We start from the raw sequence: 20,771 nt of genomic DNA on the forward strand, positions 1-20,771 counted from the left end.
TCTCAGTCCCCCAGCTCGGCGGGATCGGTCACCGGCAACCGGCACGCGAAGTCGCGGCAGTCGTAGGCCGTGGGAAGCCCGTCGCGCGTCGCCTTCTCGGCGAAGAGCTCGAACCCCGCCTCGCTCCACGCACCCGCGACGCTCTGCGCGAGCACCGTGAACAGATCGGAACGGATGCCACGGCCCGCCGCCACGAGGCTGGCACCGGTGGCGACACCCGACACCGGGCTCGATACCGACTCGACACCGCCAGCACCCGCGGCTGCACCCGCGGCTGCGGCATCCGGCAGCACGATCACGAGCTGGCGCGGCGCCGTCGCAAGGGTCGCCGCCACGCGCAGCAGCGCCCCGTACGCGAGGGGCTGCTCGACGGCGGCCCGGATGTGCGGCGCTAAGATGCGCTCGGCCATCGCGCGATAGCGGTCGCCGGCACCCGCGAGCCACAGCGCCACGGCAGCCTCGGCGAGCGCCGCGCGCCCGGAGGGTTCATCGGCGTCGGAGGCGGCATCCGGCGCACCGATCCCCTGCGCCGCCAGCACCGGGTCGCCACCGCCCGGCACGGCGACCTCGCCGTCGTCGGCCACGCACGCGTCGACCAGCTCCCGCGCACGCACCGCGTAAGCGACTTCTCCGGTCGCGAGGGCCAGGGCCGTCAGCCCGGCGGCGAGCTGCCCGTAGTCGGCCGGTGTCGCAGCCGCCGAGGACGGGATCTCGTCGAGGGACGCGCGCAGCAGGCGGCCGTCGGGCGTCACGTTGCTCTCGAGCACCGCATCGGCCGCCCAGCGGGCCGACTCGAGCCAGCGCTCCTCGCCGTAACGCGCCCCGGCACGGGCCAGAGCGCCGATCGCGAGGCCGTTCCAGCCCGTCACGACCTTGCCGTCGACCGCGGGTGGCTGCAGGTCTGCGCGGGCGGCGGCATCCCGTGCGTAGTAACCGCCCTCACTGCGCTCGCCGCCGATCCATGACTCCGAGTCCTGCGCGGCCCCGAACCCGCCGGTCGGCTGCTGCAACACGTCGATGAGGAAGCCTGCGATACCCCTCGCGACGTCGTCCGAACCGGCATCCGTGGCGACGTCGAGCAGCTGCGCGTTGTCGGTGAGCATGCGCTCGTAGTGCGGCACCGTCCAGTCCGGGCGCGTGGCATACCGGAAGAACCCGCCCTCGACCGGGTCGCGCAGCGGCGACGCGGCCATCGCGGCGAGGGCGCGGTCGGCGACGACGGATGCCTCGGCGGCCGTCTCGCGCACGAGGCGGGCCTGCAGGAACTTCAGGGCGGTGGCGACGGGGAACTTCGGCGCCGCCGACGCGGGGGCGCCGAAGCCACCGTAGCGCGGATCCTCACGTGCCGCGAGTGTGCGCGCTGCTTCGGCGATCTCGGGCGCGGTCAGCACTTCGACGGTCACCTCACCGGCGGGCCCGGAGCCCACCGAAGCGCGGACGTCGGCGAGCGCGCTCGCGACAGCATCCGCCGTCCCGTCGATCTGATCGCGGCGCTCGGTCCACGCCTCGCGCACCGCCGCCAGCACCTGGCGGAACGACGGCAGGCCCCCACGAGGCTCGGGCGGATAGTACGTACCCGCGTAGAAGGGGCGCCCCTGCGGCGTCACGAAGACCGTGAGCGGCCAGCCGAGGTTCGGCGCGAAAGCCGAGGCGGCGGCCATGTAGGCGGCGTCGACCTCGGGATGCTCCTCGCGGTCCACCTTGATCGCGACGAAGCCGGCGTCGAGGTCGGCTGCGGTGTCGGCATCCTCGAACGACTCGCGCGCCATCACGTGGCACCAGCGGCATGTCGAGTAGCCGATCGAGACCATGACCGGCACATCTCGTGCGCGAGCCTGCGCGAAGGCCTCCTCGCCCCACGGGAACCACGCCACCGGATTGCCCGCGTGGGCTCTCAGGTACGGGCTCGTGGCTTCCGCGAGGCGGGGATTCATGGCATCCGGTCCCTCCGTCAGTTCACCTCGTCGGGGTGCGAGCTGACGCGTCCCGAACCGTCGCCCGGGTCCATCGCGTCGATCGCGGCCACCTCGCCGGGGCTGAGCTCGAAGTCGAAGACGTCGAGGTTCTCTTCCAGCCTCTCGCGCCGAACCGACTTGGGGAAGACGATGAAGCCCTTCTGGAGGTGCCAGCGCAGCACGGCCTGCGCCGGCGTCTTGCCGTGCGCCTGCGCGGCGGCAGCGACGGGCTCGGCGCCGAAGAGGTCGTACTTGCCCTGGCCGAGCGGACCCCACGACTCGATCCGGACGTCGTGGGCGGCGGCCCAGTGCGTGATGTCGCGCTGCTGGTACGCGGGGTGCAGTTCGATCTGGATCACGGCCGGCACGACGCCGGTGGCCGCGATGATGCGCTCGAGGTGCGGCACCAGGTGGTTCGAGACGCCGATGCTGCGCGTGAGGCCGGCCTCGCGCAGCTCGACCATCTTCTCCCACGCGTGGACGTACTCGTCTTTGGCGGGCGCCGGCCAGTGCACCAGGTACAGATCGACGTGGTCCAGGCCCAGCCGCTCGAGGCTCTCTCCGATCGCGGCGCGCGGCTCCTCGTCGTGGTGACGGTCGTTCCACAGCTTGGTCGTGACGAACAGCTCGTCCCGAGCGATGCCGCTCGCGGCGATCGCAGCGCCGACGCCCTCTTCGTTGCCGTAGATCGCGGCGGTGTCGATGTGCCGGTAGCCGACCTCCAGCGCCTCGGCCACGGCTCGCTCGGTGTCGGCAGCAGGCACGCGGAAGACGCCGTAGCCGAGCTGCGGGATGGTGTGGCCGTCGTTGAGAGTCAGGGTGGGAATCGTCATGACTCCCAGCCTACGAGCGCCGCCGCGTCCCGCCGCGAGATCAGGTGATTTCACCGGGGCAGGACGAATCCGGCCGAAACGACCTACGCCGGCGAAATCACCTGATCTGGTGAGGAGCGTCAGCGGAAGCGGCGGCCCTGGTCTCGTCGGAACAGCGTCACCGCGAGCGCGAAGGACGTGACAGTCCACACGACGATGCCGACCCACACCCACCACTCCAGCGGACCACCCTGGACCGCCCAGATGACGAACTCGCGGGCCTCGCGCGACGGCGTGAAGCGCGAGATGGTGTCGAGCCAGGGCGCGAACATCTCGGGTGGCAGGAACAGACCGCCGATGAAGGCGAGCGAGAACATCACGATCTGCACCACGGCGATCGCGGCCTTGAAGGGCAGCGCATAGCCGATCGCGCTGCCGATCAGCATGAACGGGAGCGACGCGACCGCGAGCGCGACGAGGCCGGCCAGGAGGCGGCCAGGCGAGGCCTCGGCCGCGGTGAACAGGCCGCCCACCACGATGACCGGCACGATCGCGATGAGACCCAGCACGCCGGTGGACAGGATCTGCGCGAGCACTCGTGCGGTGCCCGGAGCCGGCAGCGTCCGCAGATACGGATCCCACGGCTTCTCGCGGTTCTCCGAGATGTTCAGGCCGAACGAGAAGAGCGCGTTCGACATCACGGCGAACACCGAGAGCGAGATCACCGCTTGTGTCGCGTACTCGGGGTTGTCGGCGACGACCCGCTGCGGCACCACGAAGAACAACAAGGCGAGAGCCGGGAATACGAGGGTGCCGATCACCGCGATGGGCACCCGCAGCGTCTCGATGAGCACGTACTTGGCGTGGAGGAAGGTGAGCCGGGCCGTCGAGACGGGCCGTGCCGTGATGGTGGTCATGCTGCCTGCCCAGCCTTTCGAGGGGACTCATCTGCAACGCGGGATTCGGTCAGCGCGAGGAAGGCCTCTTCGAGCGTCGCTCCGCGCACGGTGAGGTCATGGAACGCCAGCCCGGAGCCGACCAGCTCCCGCACGAACTCGTCGGCATCCGTGACCGTGAAGATCTCGCGGTCGTCGGACCGTTCGTGGCGCACGACGCTCGCCAGCTGCTCGATGCGCTCGGGCTCGTGGCTCGAGAGCTGCACGCGTCCGACTCCGACACGCGCCACCACGCGGGCGACCGTGTCATCGGCGAGCATCCTTCCCTCGCCGACCACGATCACTCGCTGGGCGAGCGCCTCGATCTCTTCGAGGTAGTGGCTGGTGATGACCACGGTGGCGCCGGCCTCGTGCTGGCGCCGGATGGCCGCCCACAGCGTTCGCCGGGCATCGACGTCGAGGCCCGTGGTGGGCTCGTCCAGGAGCACGAGGCGCGGGCGCCCGACGAAGGCGAGCGCGACCGCCAGGCGCCGCTTCTGCCCGCCCGAGAGCGCGCCGCACTGACGACGGAGCATCTCGGCGAGGCCGAACTCCTCCGCAAGCTCACCCGAGGGCACGCGATCGGCGAAGTGACCGCCGACGTAGTCGATCACCTCGCCCACCCGGAGCGTCTCGGGCAGCGCCGTCTCTTGCGGCGTGGTCCCGAGCGCCGTGCGGCGGCGGGCATCCTGCGGACTGCCGCCGAAGAGGGTCACCGTGCCGGCGGTCGGACGGCGCAGCCCCTGCAGCAGCGAGAGCAGCGTCGTCTTGCCGGCGCCGTTGGGGCCCAGAAGGCCCACGAGGGTGCCGGCATCGATCGTGAGCGAGATGTCGTCGACCGCCACGACGTCGCCGTAGCGGCGCGTGACGTGGTCGAACTCGGCAAGGGTCATGGTTGTTCTCCCAGAACGGAACGGAGGGTCTCGACGTAGTCCTCGAAGGCACGTCGCCCCTGCTTGGTGAGGGACAGGTAGGTGGTCGGGGTGCGACCCCGGTGCGTCTTCTCGACGGCGACGTATCCCGCCTCCTCGAGCTTGCGCACGTGGGTGGAGAGGTTCCCCGCGGTCATCTCCAGCAGCTCCTGCAGACGCGGGAACGTGATGCTCTCGTCCCGGTGGAGCGTCGCCAGCGCCGCGGTGATGCGCAGCCGCGCCGCGGCGTGGATGACCGGGTCGAGCTCACTCATCGACGTCCTCGGCGGCGTCCGGCCGGCGACGGCTGCCGCGCAGCCATAGCCACGCGACGAGTGCGCCCAGGAGGAAGACTCCGCCGGCGGCGAGCGCGAACACCAGGTAGTGGGTGGGATACCCGAAGAACGGCGCGACGGCGGCGACCACGATGAACCAGCCGCCCATCGCGATGGAGAGCCAGTTGCGCCAGATCCCGCCCGCGAGCACGTACATGATCCCGACGAAAATCGTCGAGGCCGTCGGGTAGTAGATGCTCGCCAGCTCGGGCGGCATGCCGTTCACGATCAGCGCCTGCCCGAGCGCGGTGAGCGACAGGAACCCCACCGGCCACACGAGCCCGTACACCGTGCCCGTCCACGCCGCGCCCGGTGCGGAGCGGATGCCGCGGCTCATGCGGGCGCCCATGACCGCGCTGACCACGAGGGCGCCCGCCATGAGCAGCGCGAAGGCGATGGCCGCCACCGCCACGGGAACCGAGATCGCGGGCCGCGCACCGTCGATGAGCCACAGCAGCATGAATCCCACGAACCATGCGATGCCCCACGCGAGCAGGATGGCGGGCACTCCGGCGGCGAGTCGGCGGCTCATCCGCTCCTGTTCGGAGCGGATCAGGTCGAGCATCGCGGCGACATCGGCCGGCTGCTCTCCGTCTTCGTCGGGGGCTTCAGGGGATCGCATCATGCTCCGTTCGCGAGGAGGAAGGGGACGGCCAGCGACGGCAGCGACGTCAGGAGGTTCACGAGCCCGTGCGCGACGATGAGCGGCAGCAGCCGGCGCTGCCGCCACGCGATGATGCCGGAGCCGACGCCCCAGACGAAGAACGCGCACGCGTAGACCAGCACCGCGTCCGGCGTCGGCGCGTACCAGATGTGCTGGAGCCCGAAGAAGACCGACGCCACGACGATGGCCAGAGCCACCGGCATCCGTCTCGAAAGATCCTGCTGCGCCGTTCCGCGATAGACGAACTCCTCGACCGGCGCGTTCAACGGCGCGAACGTCACCACGGCGACGATGGCCAGGACGGATGCCGCAACCGGAGACAGCGGCGGGAGCGCCTCCGGGTCGAAGAACACCGTCTCGAACGCGACGAACATCGCATCGCCGTGGAGCACGCGCATGACCAGCATGATCGTGAGGACGAACGGCACATACAGGACCACGAGCCACAGCAGCCCCCACAGCACGTCGCGACCGACGCGGCCCCGGCGGTAGGCCACGAGGTCGCCCAGTCCGCGACCCTCTGCGCGCAGCCGGCGCAGGACCAGGCCGAGGCATACGAGATTCACGGGGAGCATGGCCACCGCCGCGATCAGCGGCGGCACGGGGAAGGCGGTCGCGGTGCCCGACGCCCAGCCCACGATGAGCCACGCGAGCGTGCACGCCGCCGCGACCATCGCGACTCGTGCGGCCGGCAGCCCGAGCCCCCACGCGAGCGCGCCGGCTCGCGACCTCGCGGCGGCGGGGCTGCCCGTGGGCGTCTGTGTCATTGCGACCATGTGAACTTTGTACCGCAAAGTACTCTGCGACACAACACGGCCGTGATTCAGCCGGGGCGAACCGCCCGCCGAGCGGGATACGATCAAAGGCTATGTCCGCGCCCGAACCTGTCATCTCCTACCCCTCCGAGCTGCCCGTCAGCGCGGCGCGGGCAGAGATCGCGGCAGCCATCCGCGACCGTCAGGTCGTGATCGTCGCCGGGGCGACCGGGTCGGGCAAGACCACGCAGCTGCCGAAGATCGCCCTCGAGCTCGGACGCACGCGCATCGCCCACACCCAGCCGCGGCGCATCGCCGCCCGCACGATCGCCGAGCGCGTCGCCGAGGAGCTGCAGGTGCCGCTGGGCACCACGGTGGGTTACAAGGTGCGCTTCACCGACAAGGTGTCGGCCGACACTCGCGTCGCACTCATGACCGACGGCATCCTGCTCAACGAGATCCATCGCGACCGTCTGCTGCGCCGCTACGACACGATCATCGTGGACGAGGCCCACGAGCGATCCCTCAACGTGGACTTCCTCATCGGCTATCTCACCCGGATCCTGCCGAAGCGCCCCGATCTGAAGGTGATCGTCACGAGCGCGACGATCGATCCCGAGAGCTTCGCCAAGCACTTCGCGGAGCCGGACGGCACGCCCGCGCCGATCATCGAGGTGTCGGGCCGCACGTATCCGGTCGAGATCCGGTACCGGCCGCCGGCCGCGCCCAGCGCGTCGGCCGAGAACGCCGGCGGGGATGACGTCGACGGAATCACGGCGGCGCTGCGCGAGCTCGACCGCGAGTCCGCCGGCGACGTCCTGGTCTTCCTGCCGGGCGAGGCCGAGATCCGCGACGCGACCGATGCCGTCCGCGGCATGTACGCGAAGGATGCCGCCCCCACAGAGGTGCTGCCGCTGTACGGCCGACTGAGCTCGGCCGAGCAGCACCGCGTCTTCGAGTCCTCGAAGGTGCCGGGCGTACGGCGCCGGGTCATCCTCGCCACCAACGTCGCCGAGACGAGCCTGACGGTCCCCGGCATCCGGTATGTCGTCGACACCGGCACCGCGCGCATCTCGCGCTACAGCAACCGCAGCAAGATCCAGCGACTGCCCATCGAACCGGTGTCGCAGGCGTCGGCACAGCAGCGCTCGGGGCGTGCAGGACGCACCAGCCCGGGCGTGGCCATCCGGCTGTACTCGGAAGAGGACTTCGCGTCTCGGGACGAGTTCACCGAGCCCGAGATCCTGCGGACGAGCCTCGCCTCGGTCATCCTGCAGATGCTCTCGCTGGGGTTCGGCGACATCTCGTCGTTCCCCTTCCTCACTCCCCCCGACTCGCGCGGAGTGCGAGCCGCGCTCGAGCTTCTCGTCGAACTCGGCGCGGTGCGCCCCTCGAGCGGCTCGCAGGCGCGATCGGGTGCGGGATCCGGCGATCACCGGCTGACCGACCTGGGCCGCGACATCGCGCGCCTGCCGATCGATCCCCGGTTCGCCCGCATGATCCTCGAGGCGCAGCGCACAGGGGTCCTTCGCGACGTGCTCGTGATCGTCGCGGGGATGTCGATCCAGGATGTGCGCGAGCGACCGGAGGAGCGTCGCGAGGAGGCGGACCGGCTGCACGCGCGCTTCACCGACCCGACGAGCGACTTCCTCACGCTCCTGAACCTGTGGAACCATCTGCAGGAGAAGCAGTCGGAGCTGGGGTCGAGCGCGTTCCGGCGGATGTGTCGAAGCGAGCACCTCAATTACGTGCGCGTGCGGGAATGGGTCGATGTCCACCGGCAGCTGAGCGCGCTGGCCGGTGCCCGCAAGTCAGCGCCGGGATCCTCCGGCGGCGCCGACGAGATCCACAAGGCGATCCTGTCGGGGCTGCTCTCGCACCTGGGCATGCTGGATGAGCGGACGACGTCGAAGGAGCCGGCGCGAGGCCGTGGCGGTGCGGGTGAGCGGGAACAGCGCCGCTCGGCCGAGTACGTCGGGTCGCGCGGGACGCGGTTCGCGATCTTCCCCGGCTCGGGCATGAAGAAGAAGCGGCCGCAGGCGGTCATGGCCGCCGAGATCGTCGAGACCAGCCGCCTGTTCGCCCGCACCGTGGCCGCGATCGACCCCGCGTGGGCGGAGCCGCTGGCCGGTGACCTCGCCAAGCGCCGGTTGAGCGAGCCGCACTGGTCCAAGGCGGCGGGTGCGGCGTCCGCCTACGAGAAGGTCACGCTGTTCGGCCTCGAGATCGTGCCGCGGCGCCGGGTGCAGCTGGCGCGGTTCGACCGCCCGCTCGCGCGCGAGCTGTTCGTGCGGCACGCGCTGGTCGAAGGCGACTGGGACTCGTCGCACCTCGACAAGCGGCTCACCGCCTTCGAGCGCCGCAATCTCGAGCTGCGGCGCCGGCTCGAGAAGATCGAGGAGCGCGAGCGCCGCCGCGACATCCTGGTCGGCGACGAGGCCGTCTTCCGGTTCTACGACGCGCGGCTGCCGCGCGACGTGTTCGATGTGCGCTCGTTCGAGGCGTGGTGGCGGGATGCCGCGGCCCGCACGCCACGTCTGCTCGACATGAGCGAGGCCGACCTGCTCGACGAGGCCTCGCGGGGAGACGAGCGCGACTTTCCGGCGCGGTGGCAGCAGGGCGACCAGGTGCTCTCGCTCGCCTACCGCTTCGAGCCGGGCGCTCCCGACGACGGTGTGACCGTCGTCGTGCCCCTCGCCCTCCTGGCCCAGCTGCGGCCGGACGGCTTCGACTGGCAGGTGCCGGGCATGCGCGACGAGCTCGTGACGGCGCTGCTGCGCTCACTGCCCAAGGCCATCCGCCGCCACGTCGTGCCCGCGGCGGACTGGGCGGCCACGCTGTCGGCCGAACTCGACGGGCAGGGTCCCGAAGCCACGCGGGGGGTGCCGCCGACGCCGCTGCGCGATGCGCTGGCGGCGCGCATCCAGCGCGTCGCGAACCAGCCGGTGTCTGCCGGCGACTTCGAGCTCGAGCGGGTGCCCGCGCATCTGCTCATGTCTTTCCGCGCCGTCGATGAGCGCGGCCGCACGGTGGGCTCGGATCGTGATCTCACGGCGTTGCAGGACCGGCTCGCCGGACGCGCGCGCGACTCGGTGGCGCGTTCGCTGCGCGCCCCCGTCGGGTCGTTGAGCGAGGAGCGAAGCGCCGAGGCGAAACGCCTCGAGCGACTTCGGGACGTTCCGGGCGTTTCGTCTCGCTTCACTCGCTCAACGAACGGAAAAGCGTCCTTCGCCGAGCGCACGGGGCTCACCGAGTGGTCGTTCGGCGACGTGCCGGCGGTCGTCGACACGAAGGTCGCCGGCGGCGTCGTCCGCGGCTATCCCGCGATCGTCGACGAGGGCGCCTCCGTCGCGCTGCGGATCGAAGCGACGCCCGAGGCCGCGGACCGCGCGACCCGCGACGGCATGCGACGACTGCTGCTGCTGTCGGTGCCCTCGCCGGTGGCATACGTGCTGGAGCATCTGACCTCCGCCGAGAAGCTCGCACTGGCGGCATCCCCCTACCCGTCCGCGAAGGCCCTCGTCGAGGACTGCCGCGTCGCGGTGGCGGATGCCGTCATCCAGCGCACCGCGGCCGGCCCGGTCCGCACGCGCGCAGAGTTCGAGGCGGTGCGCGACGCGCTGTCGGCGGTCGTTGTCGATGAGCTGTTCCAGACGGTGTCGCTGACCGCGCGGATCCTCACCGCCGCGCGCGAGGTCGAGAGAGCGCTGCGAGAGCAGAATTCGCTGACACTCCTCGGAGCGCTGAACGATGTCAAGGGCCAGGTGGCCGGCCTCGTCTTCCCTTCCTTCGCCTCGCGAACCGGCACCGCCCGCCTGACGCACCTGCCCCGCTACCTGCGCGCCGCGCTCGACCGCATACGCGCGCTCTCCGACAACGCCGGCCGTGACCGGCAGCGCATGACCGAGTTCGAGCGGGCTGCGGCGCTCTACTCCGACGCGGGCGGGACGATCCCGCCCTCGCGGGATGCCCCGCCGCACCTGGTCCACGCACGGTGGCTCCTGGAGGAGTACCGTGTGAGCCTCTTCGCCCAGGCGCTGGGCACCGCCGAGCCGGTGTCGCTGCCGAGGATCCAGAAGGCCCTGAGCTCCGGCTGAGCGGGGATGGTGACGGCGTCGCCTCATGACGCGCCAGGAATATCCGATACGCAGAGGAAGGTTGCGCCCGACATGAGCGTTGCCATCGCATACACCGAGTTCGGCGGCCCCGAGGTGCTCCGTCAGATCGACATCCCGACCCCCGTTCCCGGGCCGGGTGAGGTCGTCGTCCGGGTGGAGGCTGCCGGCGTCAACCCGATCGACGCCAAGCTCCGATCGGGCCGGCGCCCCTCGGGCGAGATCACCCAGCCACGCCGCGTCGGCAACGACGGCGCGGGGGTCATCGCCGCCGTCGGCGCAGATGTCGACGGACTCCGCGTCGGCGACCCCGTGGCCTTCTCGGGCGCCACCGGGGCGTACGCCACGGAAGTGCTGCTGCCGGCCGGCCGCGTGCATCCCCGGCCGCCCGGCGTGAGCGCGGCCGACGGCGCTGCCCTGGGAATCCCCGTCGGCACCGCGTACCAGACGCTGCGCTCTCTCTCGGTCGGCGCCGGCGACACCCTCCTCGTGCACGCCGGCTCGGGTTCGGTGGGACAGGCCCTGATCCAGTACGCCGTGCTGTGGGACGCGACCGTCCTCGCCACATCATCGGAGCGCCGGTACGACCGCGTGCGCGCGCTGGGCGCCACACCGATCGTGTACGGCGACGGCCTGCTCGACCGCGTCCGGGCCGCCGCGCCGCAGGGCGTGACCGTCGCGATCGATGCGGCCGGCACCGACGAAGCGCTGCAGACCTCGATCGAGGTCGTGGCCGACCGGCAGCGGGTCGCGACCCTCGTGCGGGGGAAGGATGCCGCGGGCTGGGGCATCCGCGCGTTCTCAGGCGGTGCTCCCATCCCGCTCACCGCGCAGCAACTGGCGTGGCGCGACGAGGCGGTGCCCGTCACGCTCGCCCTCCTGGCGGCGGGACGCTTCTCGCTCGAGCTCGGCCCGACCTTCCCGCTGGCGGACGCGGCGGAGGCCCACCGGGTGGTCGAGTCCGGCGTCGACGGCAAGGTGACGCTCGTCCCGTAGCGGCGGGCGGGCGCGCGGTCACGGACGGCGCAACAGTTCGACACACGACGGGGGCGGGAATGCCCGTGGCCCGACAATGGTTCGCATGCCTCACGACCCCCGACCCGCCGTGTCGCCGCGCCCGGCTGCCGCGCCGCGCTCGTTCGCGACGGCGCAGGTGCAGGCCGGGTTCGACCCGGGTATCGCCGAGAACACCGCCGTGCCCGCGATCCACCAGTCCAACGGGTTCGAGTTCCGCTCCCTGAGCGAGGCGCGCGACCTGTTCGCCCTTCGCCGCGAGGGCAACATCTACAGTCGCGCGGCCAACCCCACGGTGCTCGTGTTCGAGAAGCGCGTGGCCGAGCTCGAGGGCGGCATCGGCGCCGCCGGCGTCGCGTCCGGGCAGGCCGCCGTCGCGGTCGCGCTGCTGGCATTGGCCCGTCAGGGTGAGCACATCGTCGCCGCGCGCCAGCTGTACGGCGGCACCGTCGACCTGCTGCAGGACACCTTCGCCGACTGGGGCATCGACGTGACCTTCGTCGATCAGGACGACACGGATGCCTGGGCCGCGGCGATACGCCCCACCACGCGCGCGCTGTTCGCCGAGTCGATCTCCAACCCCATCGCGCAAGTCCTCGATCTCGGGGCGGTCGCGGCCGTCGCACGAGCCGCAGGGGTTCCGCTCGTGATCGACAACACCGTCGCCACCCCGTACCTGCAACGCGCGAAGGACTTCGGCGCCGACATCATCGTGCACTCGGCCACCAAGTTCCTCGGCGGTCACGGCACGTCCCTGGGCGGCGTCGTGGTGGATCTGGGCACTTTCGACTTCTCCGCCGAGCCCGATCGCTGGCCGCAGCTGACCGACACGTACCGCCGCGTGCCCGACGGGAGTCTCGTCGAGCGCTTCGGCGCCACCGGATCGCCGTACATCGCCTTGGTCAAGACGAAGTACGTGCACGACCTCGGGCCGTCGCTGTCGGCGTTCAACGCGTTCCAGCTGCTGCAGGGCCTCGAGACCCTCGATCTGCGCGTCGAGCGGCACACGGCGAGCGCGCTCGAGGTGGCGCGATTCCTCGACGCGCACGCCGCCGTCGCGCGCGTGCACCACCCGGGCCTCGAATCCAGCCCCTGGCATGCCAACGCGCAGACCTATCTGCCCCGGGGCGTGAGCGCGGTCTTCGCGTTCGATCTGCTCGCCACGGGCGACCCCGACACGGATTTCGAGCTGGTCGAATCGTTCATCTCGCGCCTCCAGGTGATCAGGCTCGTCGCGAACATCGGCGATGCCCGCAGCCTCGTGGCGCACCCGGCGTCCATGACGCACAGTCACATGTCACCCACTCAGCTCGCCGAGGCGCACATCGGATCGACGACGGTGCGGCTGTCCGTGGGCCTGGAAGACCCGCGAGACCTCGTCGCCGACCTGGCGCGCGCGCTCGAGCCGCTCACGGTGCCGCAGCCGCAGCTCGCCGACAGCGCGGCACGCTAGCCCGGGTTCAGCGTCGCGGCGGCGGGCAGTAGCCTCGGAGTCATGACCTCGCCTGCTTCCCCGTCCGCCGCCGGTCTTCGCTGGGGCATCCTCGGTCCCGGTGGCATCGCACGTGCCTTCGCCGACGATCTGCGCACCGCGGGACTCGACCTCGCCGCCGTCGGCTCGCGGAGGCTGGAGTCGGCCGCCGAGTTCGCCGGGCGGTTCGACATCGCACATGCCCACGGCTCGTACGAGGACCTCGTCGCCGACCCGGACGTCGACATCGTGTACATCGCGACGCCGCATCCGATGCACGCCGAAGGCGCACTGCTCGCTCTCGACGCGGGCAAGCACGTCCTCATCGAGAAGCCGTTCACCATCAACGCCGCCGAGGCGGCTGCGGTGCGCGATGCCGCGGCCGACCGCGGGCTGCTCGCGATGGAGGCGATGTGGACGCGGTACCTGCCGCATATGGTCCGCATCCGCGAGATCGTGGCGTCGGGCATGCTCGGCGAGCTCCGCGCGCTGACGGCCGATCACACGCAGCGGATCACGAGCGATCCGCTGCATCGCATCAACGCCCTCGAGCTGGGCGGCGGGGCCCTGCTCGATCTCGGGATCTACCCGATCTCGTTCGCCTGGGACATCCTCGGCGCGCCGCTGTCGGTCGCCGCGTCCGCCCGACTGGGCGAGACGGGAGCCGACACCGAGGTGGCCACGATCATGGCGCACGAGTCGGGTGCACTGTCGACGACGATCTCGGCATCCCGTGCGGCGGGTCCCAACACCGCCGCGATCATCGGCACCGATGCCCGCCTCGAGATCGCCCGTGTCTGGTACACCGCCACATCGTTCCGGGTGGTGTCGCACGACGGCACGATCCTCGAGGATTACGTGTCCGAGATCGACGGGCGCGGCATGCAGTTCCAGGCGCTGGCCGCCGAACGCTACATCTCAGGCGGCGGCAACGACTCCGACATCCTGCCCATCGACGAGACGGTGGCGATCATGTCGACGCTCGACGAAGTACGCGAACTGGTCGGGGTCCGCTACCCCGGGGAGGAATGACATGCCCGACATGCAGAACGCGCGGGTCGCGGTGTACCTCGACTTCGACAACATCGTGATGTCCTGGTACGACCGGGTGCACGGCAAGAACTCGTACGCGCGGGATCGCCAGAGGATCGCGACGGATGCCTCCGCCCCTGAGATCGCCGAACGGCTGGCCGCCGCGACGATCGATGTGGGCGCGATCATCGACTACGCCACGTCGTTCGGCACGCTCGTGCTGACGCGGGCATATGCGGACTGGTCGGCCCCCGTCAACGCCGTGTACCGCTCGCAGCTCGTGGCCCGCGCCGTGGACCTGGTGCAGCTGTTCCCGGCCGCGGCGTACGCGAAGAACGGCGCCGACATCCGGCTGGCCGTCGACGCCGTGGAAGACATGTTCCGGCTGCCCGACCTCACGCACGTCGTGATCGTCGCGGGCGACTCGGACTACGTCCCGCTGGCACAGCGGTGCAAGCGGCTGGGCCGCTATGTCGTGGGAGTCGGGGTGGCGGGCTCGACCGCGAAATCCCTGGCCGCGGCGTGCGACCAGTTCGACTCGTACGATGCGCTCCCGGGCGTCGCCGCGCCGCCGGTGACAGACAAGAAGGATGCCGCACCCACCCGCCGCCGCGCCAAGAAGGCGGCAGCCGACCCGGCAGGCGCGCTTCTCGAACGCGCGCTGCGCCTGGAGAGCGACAAGGAAGACGTCGAGTGGCAGCACGCGTCGGCGGTGAAGAGCCTGATCCGCCGGCTCGACCCGTCGTTCAGCGAGAAGGCGCTCGGGCACAAGAGCTTCTCCGAGTTCGTCAAGGCCCATCCGACGGTGGCCGAGGTCGACGAGTCCGGCAACATCGTCCTCATCCGCCTCGCCGCCGATCAGACCTGAGCCTCGGTCGAGGGAAAACGCTCTTCCGGTACAGTGTGCTCTGTGGCACGCCGAAACCCGCCGCCGGGCTCGCAGACCTCGCTGCGCGAGGCCAATCGGGCGCGCGTGGTCGAGTCCCTCAAGCGCCACGGCCGTCTGACGCAGATCGAACTCGCCGGCAGCACCGGTCTGTCGCCTGCCACGGTCTCGAACATCGTCAAGGAGCTGACGGCCTCCGGCCTGCTCCACACGTCCTTCACGTCGCGCAGCGGCCGGCGCGCGACGCTGGTGTCGCTCGCGCGCAGACTGGGCCTGGTCGCCGGCGTTCACTACAGCTCGCGGCACCTGCGGATCGCCATCGCCGACACCGCCCGCACGATCGTGACGCAGTCCTCGCTGCCGCTGCCGCTGGACCACCGCCACGACGCCGAACTCGACCGGCTGGCGCTGCTGCTCGGCGACATGATGGAGACGATCGGCGGATCGCTGTCGGATCTGCTCTCGGTCGGGCTGGCTCTGCCCGCCCCCATCGATCCCCGCACCGGCATGATCTCGACGCCGGGCCTGCTCCGCGGCTGGGAGGGCGTCGCGGTCGCCGAGAGCCTGTCGGCCCGCATCGGCCGCCAGGTGCACGTCGACAGCGAAGCCAACCTGGGCGGACTTGCCGAGGCTCGCGAGGGCAACGGCCGCACGGCCGCCTCCTCCGTCTTCATCCGCGTCGGCCACACGATCAGCGCCGGGCTCATCGTCGGCGGTGACCTCTTCCGCGGCTTCAACGGCAAGGCCGGCCAGATCGGCCACGTGACACTGGACGAGAACGGTCCGATCTGTCGCTGCAGCAATCGCGGATGCCTCGAGACGTATGCCGGCGGACCGGCTCTGCTGTCGCTGTTCCCGCCGAGCGTCGGAATGCACCGGCTGGGCGACCTCCTGCACGCGGCCGAGGCCGGCGACGGCAGCGCCCGGCGCGTGATCGCCGACGCGGGCAGGCACATCGGCATCGCGGCGGCGAGCCTGTGCAACCTCTTCGACCCCGAGCTGATCGTCGTGGGCGGCGAGCTGGGTCAGGCAGGCGAGATCCTGATGGCTCCGATGCGGCACTCCCTCGAGCGCACGGCGCTGCCCGCGGCGGGTGGCCTGCCCGAGATCGTGGGCGCCTCTTTCGGGGAGTGGGCCGAAGCGCGCGGAGCGATCGCGATCGCCGTCGACCACGTCACGGTCGATGCCCAGAACCTGCCCGCTTCACCCGATCTTCCCGCCGCGTCGTCGCTGCCGTTCTCGGCGTAAACTCAACCGATGCCGGGATCGGGAGCAGCCCTCACGAGGGCACGTCGAGCGGTGGCGGCAGCATCCGCCGCCGCCGTCCTCAGCGTGGCGCTGGCCGCGTGCGCTGGGTCGGCCGATCCCGGAGCGAGCGGGGCGGCCGACGACACGATCGCCCTGCTGCTGCCCGATGCCAAGACGGCGCGCTACGAGACGTTCGACCGGCCGCTGTTCGAGGCTCGCGTGGCCGAGCTCGGCGACTACGACGTGCTGTACTCCAACGCCGATCAGGATGCGGCGAAGCAGCAGCAGCAGGCCGAGTCGGCACTGGCCGCCGGTGCCGGCGTCCTGGTCCTCGATCCGGTCGACGCCAACGCCGCGGTGAGCATCGTGAACTCGGCGAACGCGAAAAGCGTGCCGGTGGTGTCGTACGACCGGCTCGTCGCCGGCGGTGACCTGGCGTACTACATCTCGTTCGACAACGAGAAGGTGGGCCTGCTGCAAGCGGAGGCGTTCGTCGAAGGCATCGGCGATGCGGCCGCAGGCGAGGGCATCCTGATGGTCAACGGCTCCCCCACCGACAGCAACGCGGCGCTGTTCAAGCGCGGCGCGCACAGCGTCATCGACGACAGCGGCCTGCGGGTGCTGGCCGAGTACGACACACCGGGATGGAACCCCGAGAAGGCGCAGGAGTGGGTCGCCGGTCAGATCGCGCAGCACGGCGACGCGATCACCGGCGTGTACGCCGCGAACGACGCCACCGCCGGCGGTGCGATCGCGGCGCTGCGCGTGGCTAACGTCGATCCGCTTCCGATCGTGACGGGGCAGGACGCCGAGCTCTCGGCGATTCAGCGGATCCTGACGGGCGACCAGTACATGACCGTCTACAAGGCGATCAAGCCGCAGGCGGAGCTCGCGGCCGAGGTCGCCGTGGCGCTGTTGCGCGGTGAAGAGGTGACCGCGCCGATGGAGATCGACGGCACACCCACGACGCTCCTGGAGCCGGTCGCGGTGACCGTCGACAACATCATGGAGACGGTCGTCGCCGACGGCTTCTGGAGCGTCGACGACATCTGCGCGCCCGCGTACGCCGATGCGTGCGAAGCTGCGGGCATCGGGTAGGGTCCTGTCCCTGGTCGGGGATTCGAGACGGCGGAGAGGTCGGGGCGATGATGTCGATGACGCACCCGCGGGCGGGACGCCCACGGGAGCGCGTGCTGACGATGCGGGGAATCGGAAAGCGATTCGGTGCGGTCAGGGCGCTCACCGACGTGGACTTCTGGGTCGACGAGGGCGAGGTGGTCGCGCTCGTCGGCGACAACGGCGCCGGCAAGTCGACGCTGGTCAAGGTGCTCGCCGGCGTCCACCCGCCCGACGCCGGCACGATCGAGTTCGACGGCGATCTCGTGCAGATCGGCTCACCGGCCGACGCGCAGGAGATGGGGATCGAGACGATCTTCCAGGACCTCGCGCTGTGCGACAACCTCGATGTCGTGGCCAACCTGTGGCTCGGTCGTGAGCTCATCGACGGGGCCACACTCGACGAGGTCGACATGGAGCAGCGCACCTGGACCCTGCTGCGTGAGCTGTCGGCCAAGATCCCCTCGGTGCGCGTGCCGGTGGCTTCGCTGTCGGGGGGCCAGCGGCAGACCGTCGCGATCGCCCGCTCGCTCATCGGAGACCCGCGCGTGGTCATCCTCGACGAACCCACGGCAGCCCTCGGCGTCGCTCAGACCGCGGAGGTGCTGAACCTGATCGAGCGGCTGCGCGAACGCGGACACGGCGTCATCCTGATCAGCCACAACATGGCGGACGTGCTGGCCGTCGCCGACCGCGTCGTGGTGCTGCGGCTCGGACGGAACAACGGGGTGTACAACGTCGCCGACGTCACGAGCGAAACCCTCATCGCAGCCATCACCGGCGCCGCCGACAACGCCGCCTCGCGCCGCGCGGCCGAACAGCCCGGCCCGGTCGCACCGCCCCCGGACGACGTCGTGCCCGCCAATACCGACGGCGACGACGCAGCGCCTCCGACGGGCGGTGGAACGGTGATCCGGATGCCGCAGACCGGCGCGCGCCGTCGGCCCGGCGGCCGTACGGACGGGCGTCGATGAGCCTCGCGGGCGACGAGGTCGCAGGCGACGACGGCGGGGGGCTGTTCGGGTCCGGTGGAGTGCGCGCCGGACTCGCGATGTTCGCCGCTCGATTGCGCGGCGGGGACCTCGGCGCCGTGCCGGCGGTCCTGGGCATCGCGGTGATCTGGCTGGTGTTCCAGCTTATCAATCCGGTGTTCCTCTCGAGTGAGAACGTCGGCAACCTCGCCATGCAGTGCGCGGCGACCGGCACGATCGCGCTGGGAGTGGTGCTCGTGCTGCTGCTGGGCGAGATCGACCTCTCGGTCGGATCGGTCTCGGGCCTTGCGGCGGCCGTGCTGGCCGTCACATTCGTCCAGCTGCAATGGCCGCTCGTCTTCGCCCTTCTGGCCGCCCTGGCGATCGGATGCCTGGTCGGGCTGCTCTACGGGTACCTGTTCACGCGCTTCGGCCTGCCGAGCTTCGTCATCACGCTCGCGGGCCTGCTCGGCTTCCTCGGGCTGCAGCTGTGGGTGCTGGGCGAGACGGGTTCCATCGGGATCCCGTTCGACTCGTGGATCGTCCAGTTCGCCCAACAGATGTACCTGCCCGCGTGGGCGTCGTACGTGGCCGCGGTGCTGGCGGTCGCCGCCTTCGCCTGGTCGCTCGTGCGGCGCGCCCGGCGCCGCGCGTCCGCGTACCTGGTGAGCCAGAGCTACACCCAGATCGCGCTGCGCAGTGCCGCTCTGCTGGTGTTCCTCGTCGTCGCCGCGTGGTACCTCAACCTCGATCGCGGCGTCGGCGTCATGTTCGTGTTCTTCCTGGTCCTCGTCGTGGTCGCGAACTTCGCGCTCACGCGCACCCGCTGGGGCCGTTCGGTGTACGCCGTCGGCGGCTCGGTCGAGGCGGCGCGACGTGCCGGCATCCGGGTCGAGCGGATCTATCTGTCGGTCTTCGCCCTCTGCTCGGCGCTCGCTGCGGTCGGTGGGATCCTCGCCGCCGCGCGGCTGGCCTCGGCCAACCAGAGCTCGGGCACCGGAGACGTCAATCTCAACGCGATCGCCGCCGCCGTGATCGGCGGGACGAGCCTGTTCGGCGGTCGCGGCTCGGCGTACTCCGCGCTGATCGGGATCGTCGTCATCCAGTCGATCTCGTCGGGACTGACACTCATGAACCTCGACTCGTCGGTGCAGTTCATGGTCACCGGCGTCGTGCTGGTGCTGGCCGTGATCGTGGACTCGATCTCGCGACGCACCCGCGCGGCGAGCGGACGCGCCTGACGCGACACGACCCGATCTGCCTTCATTTCACGAACGCAATTCCCCCGGCACGCGCTCGAGGCGTCCGGCGTTGCCAAAGCGTTACGTTCAAGACTTGACGCCAAGAATCGATCAGGAAATGATCGCTCCAAGCACGATGTGCGCCAGGGCGACCTGGGAATCGCACCCTTCAAAGACGAAAGGCAAGAGATGAAGAAGTCTTCACTGCTCACCGTGGCCGCCCTCACGGGCTCCGCCGCGGTGATGCTCGCCGGCTGTGCCGGCGGCGGCACGCCGACCGACGGCGGCGATGGCGGCGACGGTGGCGGCGACGCCGCCGGCCGTGCGTGCGTGATCCTGCCCGACGCGGCCTCGTCCCCCCGCTGGGAGAACTTCGACCGCGTCTACCTGCAGGAGGGCCTGGAAGCAGCGGGCTTCGAGGTCGACATCCAGAACGCGCAGGGCAACGTCAACACCTACTCGACGATCGCCGATCAGCAGCTCACGCAGGGCTGCGGCGTCATGCTGCTCGTGGACTACCAGGGCGCCGCTGAGGCCGTGGCAGCCGATGCCAAGGCCGAGGGCATCCCCGTGATCGCCTACGACCGCCCGTTCGCCGGTGCGGACTACTACGTGTCGTTCGACAACGTCGAGGTCGGCCGCCTGCAGGGTCAGACCGTCCTCAACGGCCTCGAGGCCAAGGGCGTCGCCCCGGCCGACGCCACCGTCGTGTACATGGGCGGCGACCCGACCGACGGCAACGCGAAGATGTTCCACGACGGCGCCGTCGAGGTCATGGAGGAGGCCGGCATCACCGCGGCCGCCGAGCCCCCCGGGGTGTGGGACCAGGCCGAGTCGCAGACCAACTTCGAGCAGGCCCTCACGAGCTTGAACGGACAGGTCGATGGCGTCTGGGCAGCCAACGACACCAACGCCGCCGGCGTCATCAAGGTGCTGCAGGACAACAACCTGCAGGGCGTGGCCGTGTCGGGTCAGGACGCGAACGTGGCCGGTCTGCAGAACATCCTGCTCGGCTGGCAGACCGCGACCGTCTACAAGCCCGTCGCCGATGAGGCCGCCGCCGCGGTCGAGGTCGCGATCGCGCTGCTCAACGGCGAAGACGTCGAGACGGACGCCGAGCTCGATGACGGCACGCCGTACATCCAGGTGACGCCGGTCCTGGTCGGCCCCGAACAGGTCAAGGACGTCATCGCGGCCGGAGACGCGTCGTTCGACGATGTCTGCACGCCCGATGTCGCTGCCGCCTGTGAACAGTACGGAGTGACCGAGTAACGTTCGGACCACGGCCGCGAGGGCGTCGCGTCATCGAA

The 20,771-nt window shown here is 70.8% G+C and carries 17 protein-coding genes; 10 read left to right on the top strand and 7 right to left on the bottom strand.

All coding sequences use genetic code 11. The annotated features are described in order from the left end of the window. Positions 1–2: 2 nt before the first annotated feature. The 7 genes from ACLKM7_RS00685 to ACLKM7_RS00715 all read right to left on the bottom strand — a co-directional run bounded on the left by ACLKM7_RS00685 (position 3) and on the right by ACLKM7_RS00715 (position 6,388). Positions 3–1,934, bottom strand: a complete 1,932-nt coding sequence (locus ACLKM7_RS00685; protein ID WP_436445091.1) for a thioredoxin domain-containing protein — start codon at positions 1,932–1,934, stop codon at positions 3–5. A 17-nt stretch (positions 1,935–1,951) separates the two neighbouring features. Beyond that, the gene (locus ACLKM7_RS00690) at positions 1,952–2,788 is read right to left on the bottom strand and encodes an aldo/keto reductase (protein WP_436445092.1); all 837 of its coding nucleotides are present in this window, start codon (positions 2,786–2,788) and stop codon (positions 1,952–1,954) included. 119 nt (positions 2,789–2,907) lie between these two features. Then, positions 2,908–3,684 carry an ABC transporter permease gene (locus ACLKM7_RS00695; RefSeq protein ID WP_436445093.1) on the bottom strand — a complete coding sequence of 259 codons (777 nt, stop codon included), beginning with the start codon at positions 3,682–3,684 and terminating at the stop codon, positions 2,908–2,910. Beyond that, positions 3,681–4,595, bottom strand: a complete 915-nt coding sequence (locus ACLKM7_RS00700) for an ABC transporter ATP-binding protein (RefSeq protein ID WP_436445094.1) — start codon at positions 4,593–4,595, stop codon at positions 3,681–3,683. The genes ACLKM7_RS00695 and ACLKM7_RS00700 overlap by 4 nt, the downstream gene beginning before the upstream one ends. Continuing rightward, a complete protein-coding gene (locus tag ACLKM7_RS00705) occupies positions 4,592–4,888 on the bottom strand; it encodes a winged helix-turn-helix domain-containing protein (RefSeq protein ID WP_436445095.1) in 297 nt (98 codons plus the stop codon). The genes ACLKM7_RS00700 and ACLKM7_RS00705 overlap by 4 nt, the downstream gene beginning before the upstream one ends. Next, on the bottom strand, positions 4,881–5,573 hold the full coding sequence (locus ACLKM7_RS00710) for a hypothetical protein (RefSeq protein ID WP_436445096.1): 693 nt from the start codon (positions 5,571–5,573) through the stop codon (positions 4,881–4,883). Before ACLKM7_RS00710 ends, ACLKM7_RS00705 begins: the two co-directional genes overlap by 8 nt. Beyond that, positions 5,570–6,388, bottom strand: coding sequence for a CPBP family intramembrane glutamic endopeptidase (locus ACLKM7_RS00715; RefSeq protein WP_436445097.1), 819 nt, complete (start codon positions 6,386–6,388; stop codon positions 5,570–5,572). Before ACLKM7_RS00715 ends, ACLKM7_RS00710 begins: the two co-directional genes overlap by 4 nt. A 92-nt stretch (positions 6,389–6,480) precedes the next feature. On the opposite strand from ACLKM7_RS00715, the gene hrpA reads away from it, so the two are divergent. The 10 genes from hrpA to ACLKM7_RS00765 all read left to right on the top strand — a co-directional run bounded on the left by hrpA (position 6,481) and on the right by ACLKM7_RS00765 (position 20,733). Then, complete coding sequence (hrpA, locus tag ACLKM7_RS00720; RefSeq protein WP_436445098.1) at positions 6,481–10,464, top strand: ATP-dependent RNA helicase HrpA; 3,984 nt, start codon at positions 6,481–6,483, stop codon at positions 10,462–10,464. Positions 10,465–10,536: 72 nt separating this feature from the next. Beyond that, complete coding sequence (locus ACLKM7_RS00725) at positions 10,537–11,478, top strand: quinone oxidoreductase family protein (protein ID WP_436445099.1); 942 nt, start codon at positions 10,537–10,539, stop codon at positions 11,476–11,478. 76 nt (positions 11,479–11,554) lie between these two features. Beyond that, positions 11,555–12,949, top strand: coding sequence for an O-acetylhomoserine aminocarboxypropyltransferase/cysteine synthase family protein (locus ACLKM7_RS00730; RefSeq protein WP_436445100.1), 1,395 nt, complete (start codon positions 11,555–11,557; stop codon positions 12,947–12,949). Between the two features lie 42 nt (positions 12,950–12,991). After that, complete coding sequence (locus ACLKM7_RS00735) at positions 12,992–13,999, top strand: Gfo/Idh/MocA family protein (protein WP_436445101.1); 1,008 nt, start codon at positions 12,992–12,994, stop codon at positions 13,997–13,999. Position 14,000: 1 nt separating this feature from the next. Beyond that, positions 14,001–14,867: an NYN domain-containing protein gene (locus ACLKM7_RS00740; RefSeq protein ID WP_436445102.1), complete on the top strand. Its 867-nt coding sequence runs from the start codon at positions 14,001–14,003 to the stop codon at positions 14,865–14,867. Positions 14,868–14,909: 42 nt separating this feature from the next. After that, positions 14,910–16,133: an ROK family transcriptional regulator gene (locus tag ACLKM7_RS00745; protein ID WP_436445103.1), complete on the top strand. Its 1,224-nt coding sequence runs from the start codon at positions 14,910–14,912 to the stop codon at positions 16,131–16,133. Positions 16,134–16,142: 9 nt separating this feature from the next. After that, the gene (locus ACLKM7_RS00750; protein ID WP_436445104.1) at positions 16,143–17,231 is read left to right on the top strand and encodes a sugar ABC transporter substrate-binding protein; all 1,089 of its coding nucleotides are present in this window, start codon (positions 16,143–16,145) and stop codon (positions 17,229–17,231) included. Between the two features lie 56 nt (positions 17,232–17,287). Beyond that, positions 17,288–18,223 carry an ATP-binding cassette domain-containing protein gene (locus tag ACLKM7_RS00755; protein ID WP_436445105.1) on the top strand — a complete coding sequence of 312 codons (936 nt, stop codon included), beginning with the start codon at positions 17,288–17,290 and terminating at the stop codon, positions 18,221–18,223. Between the two features lie 77 nt (positions 18,224–18,300). Then, positions 18,301–19,461: a sugar ABC transporter permease gene (locus ACLKM7_RS00760; protein WP_436445745.1), complete on the top strand. Its 1,161-nt coding sequence runs from the start codon at positions 18,301–18,303 to the stop codon at positions 19,459–19,461. A gap of 189 nt (positions 19,462–19,650) precedes the next feature. Further along, positions 19,651–20,733 carry a substrate-binding domain-containing protein gene (locus ACLKM7_RS00765; protein WP_436445106.1) on the top strand — a complete coding sequence of 361 codons (1,083 nt, stop codon included), beginning with the start codon at positions 19,651–19,653 and terminating at the stop codon, positions 20,731–20,733. Positions 20,734–20,771 lie beyond the last annotated feature (38 nt).

The organism is Microbacterium sp. I2, assembly GCF_051364985.1.
In the GTDB taxonomy this organism is placed as follows: domain Bacteria; phylum Actinomycetota; class Actinomycetes; order Actinomycetales; family Microbacteriaceae; genus Microbacterium.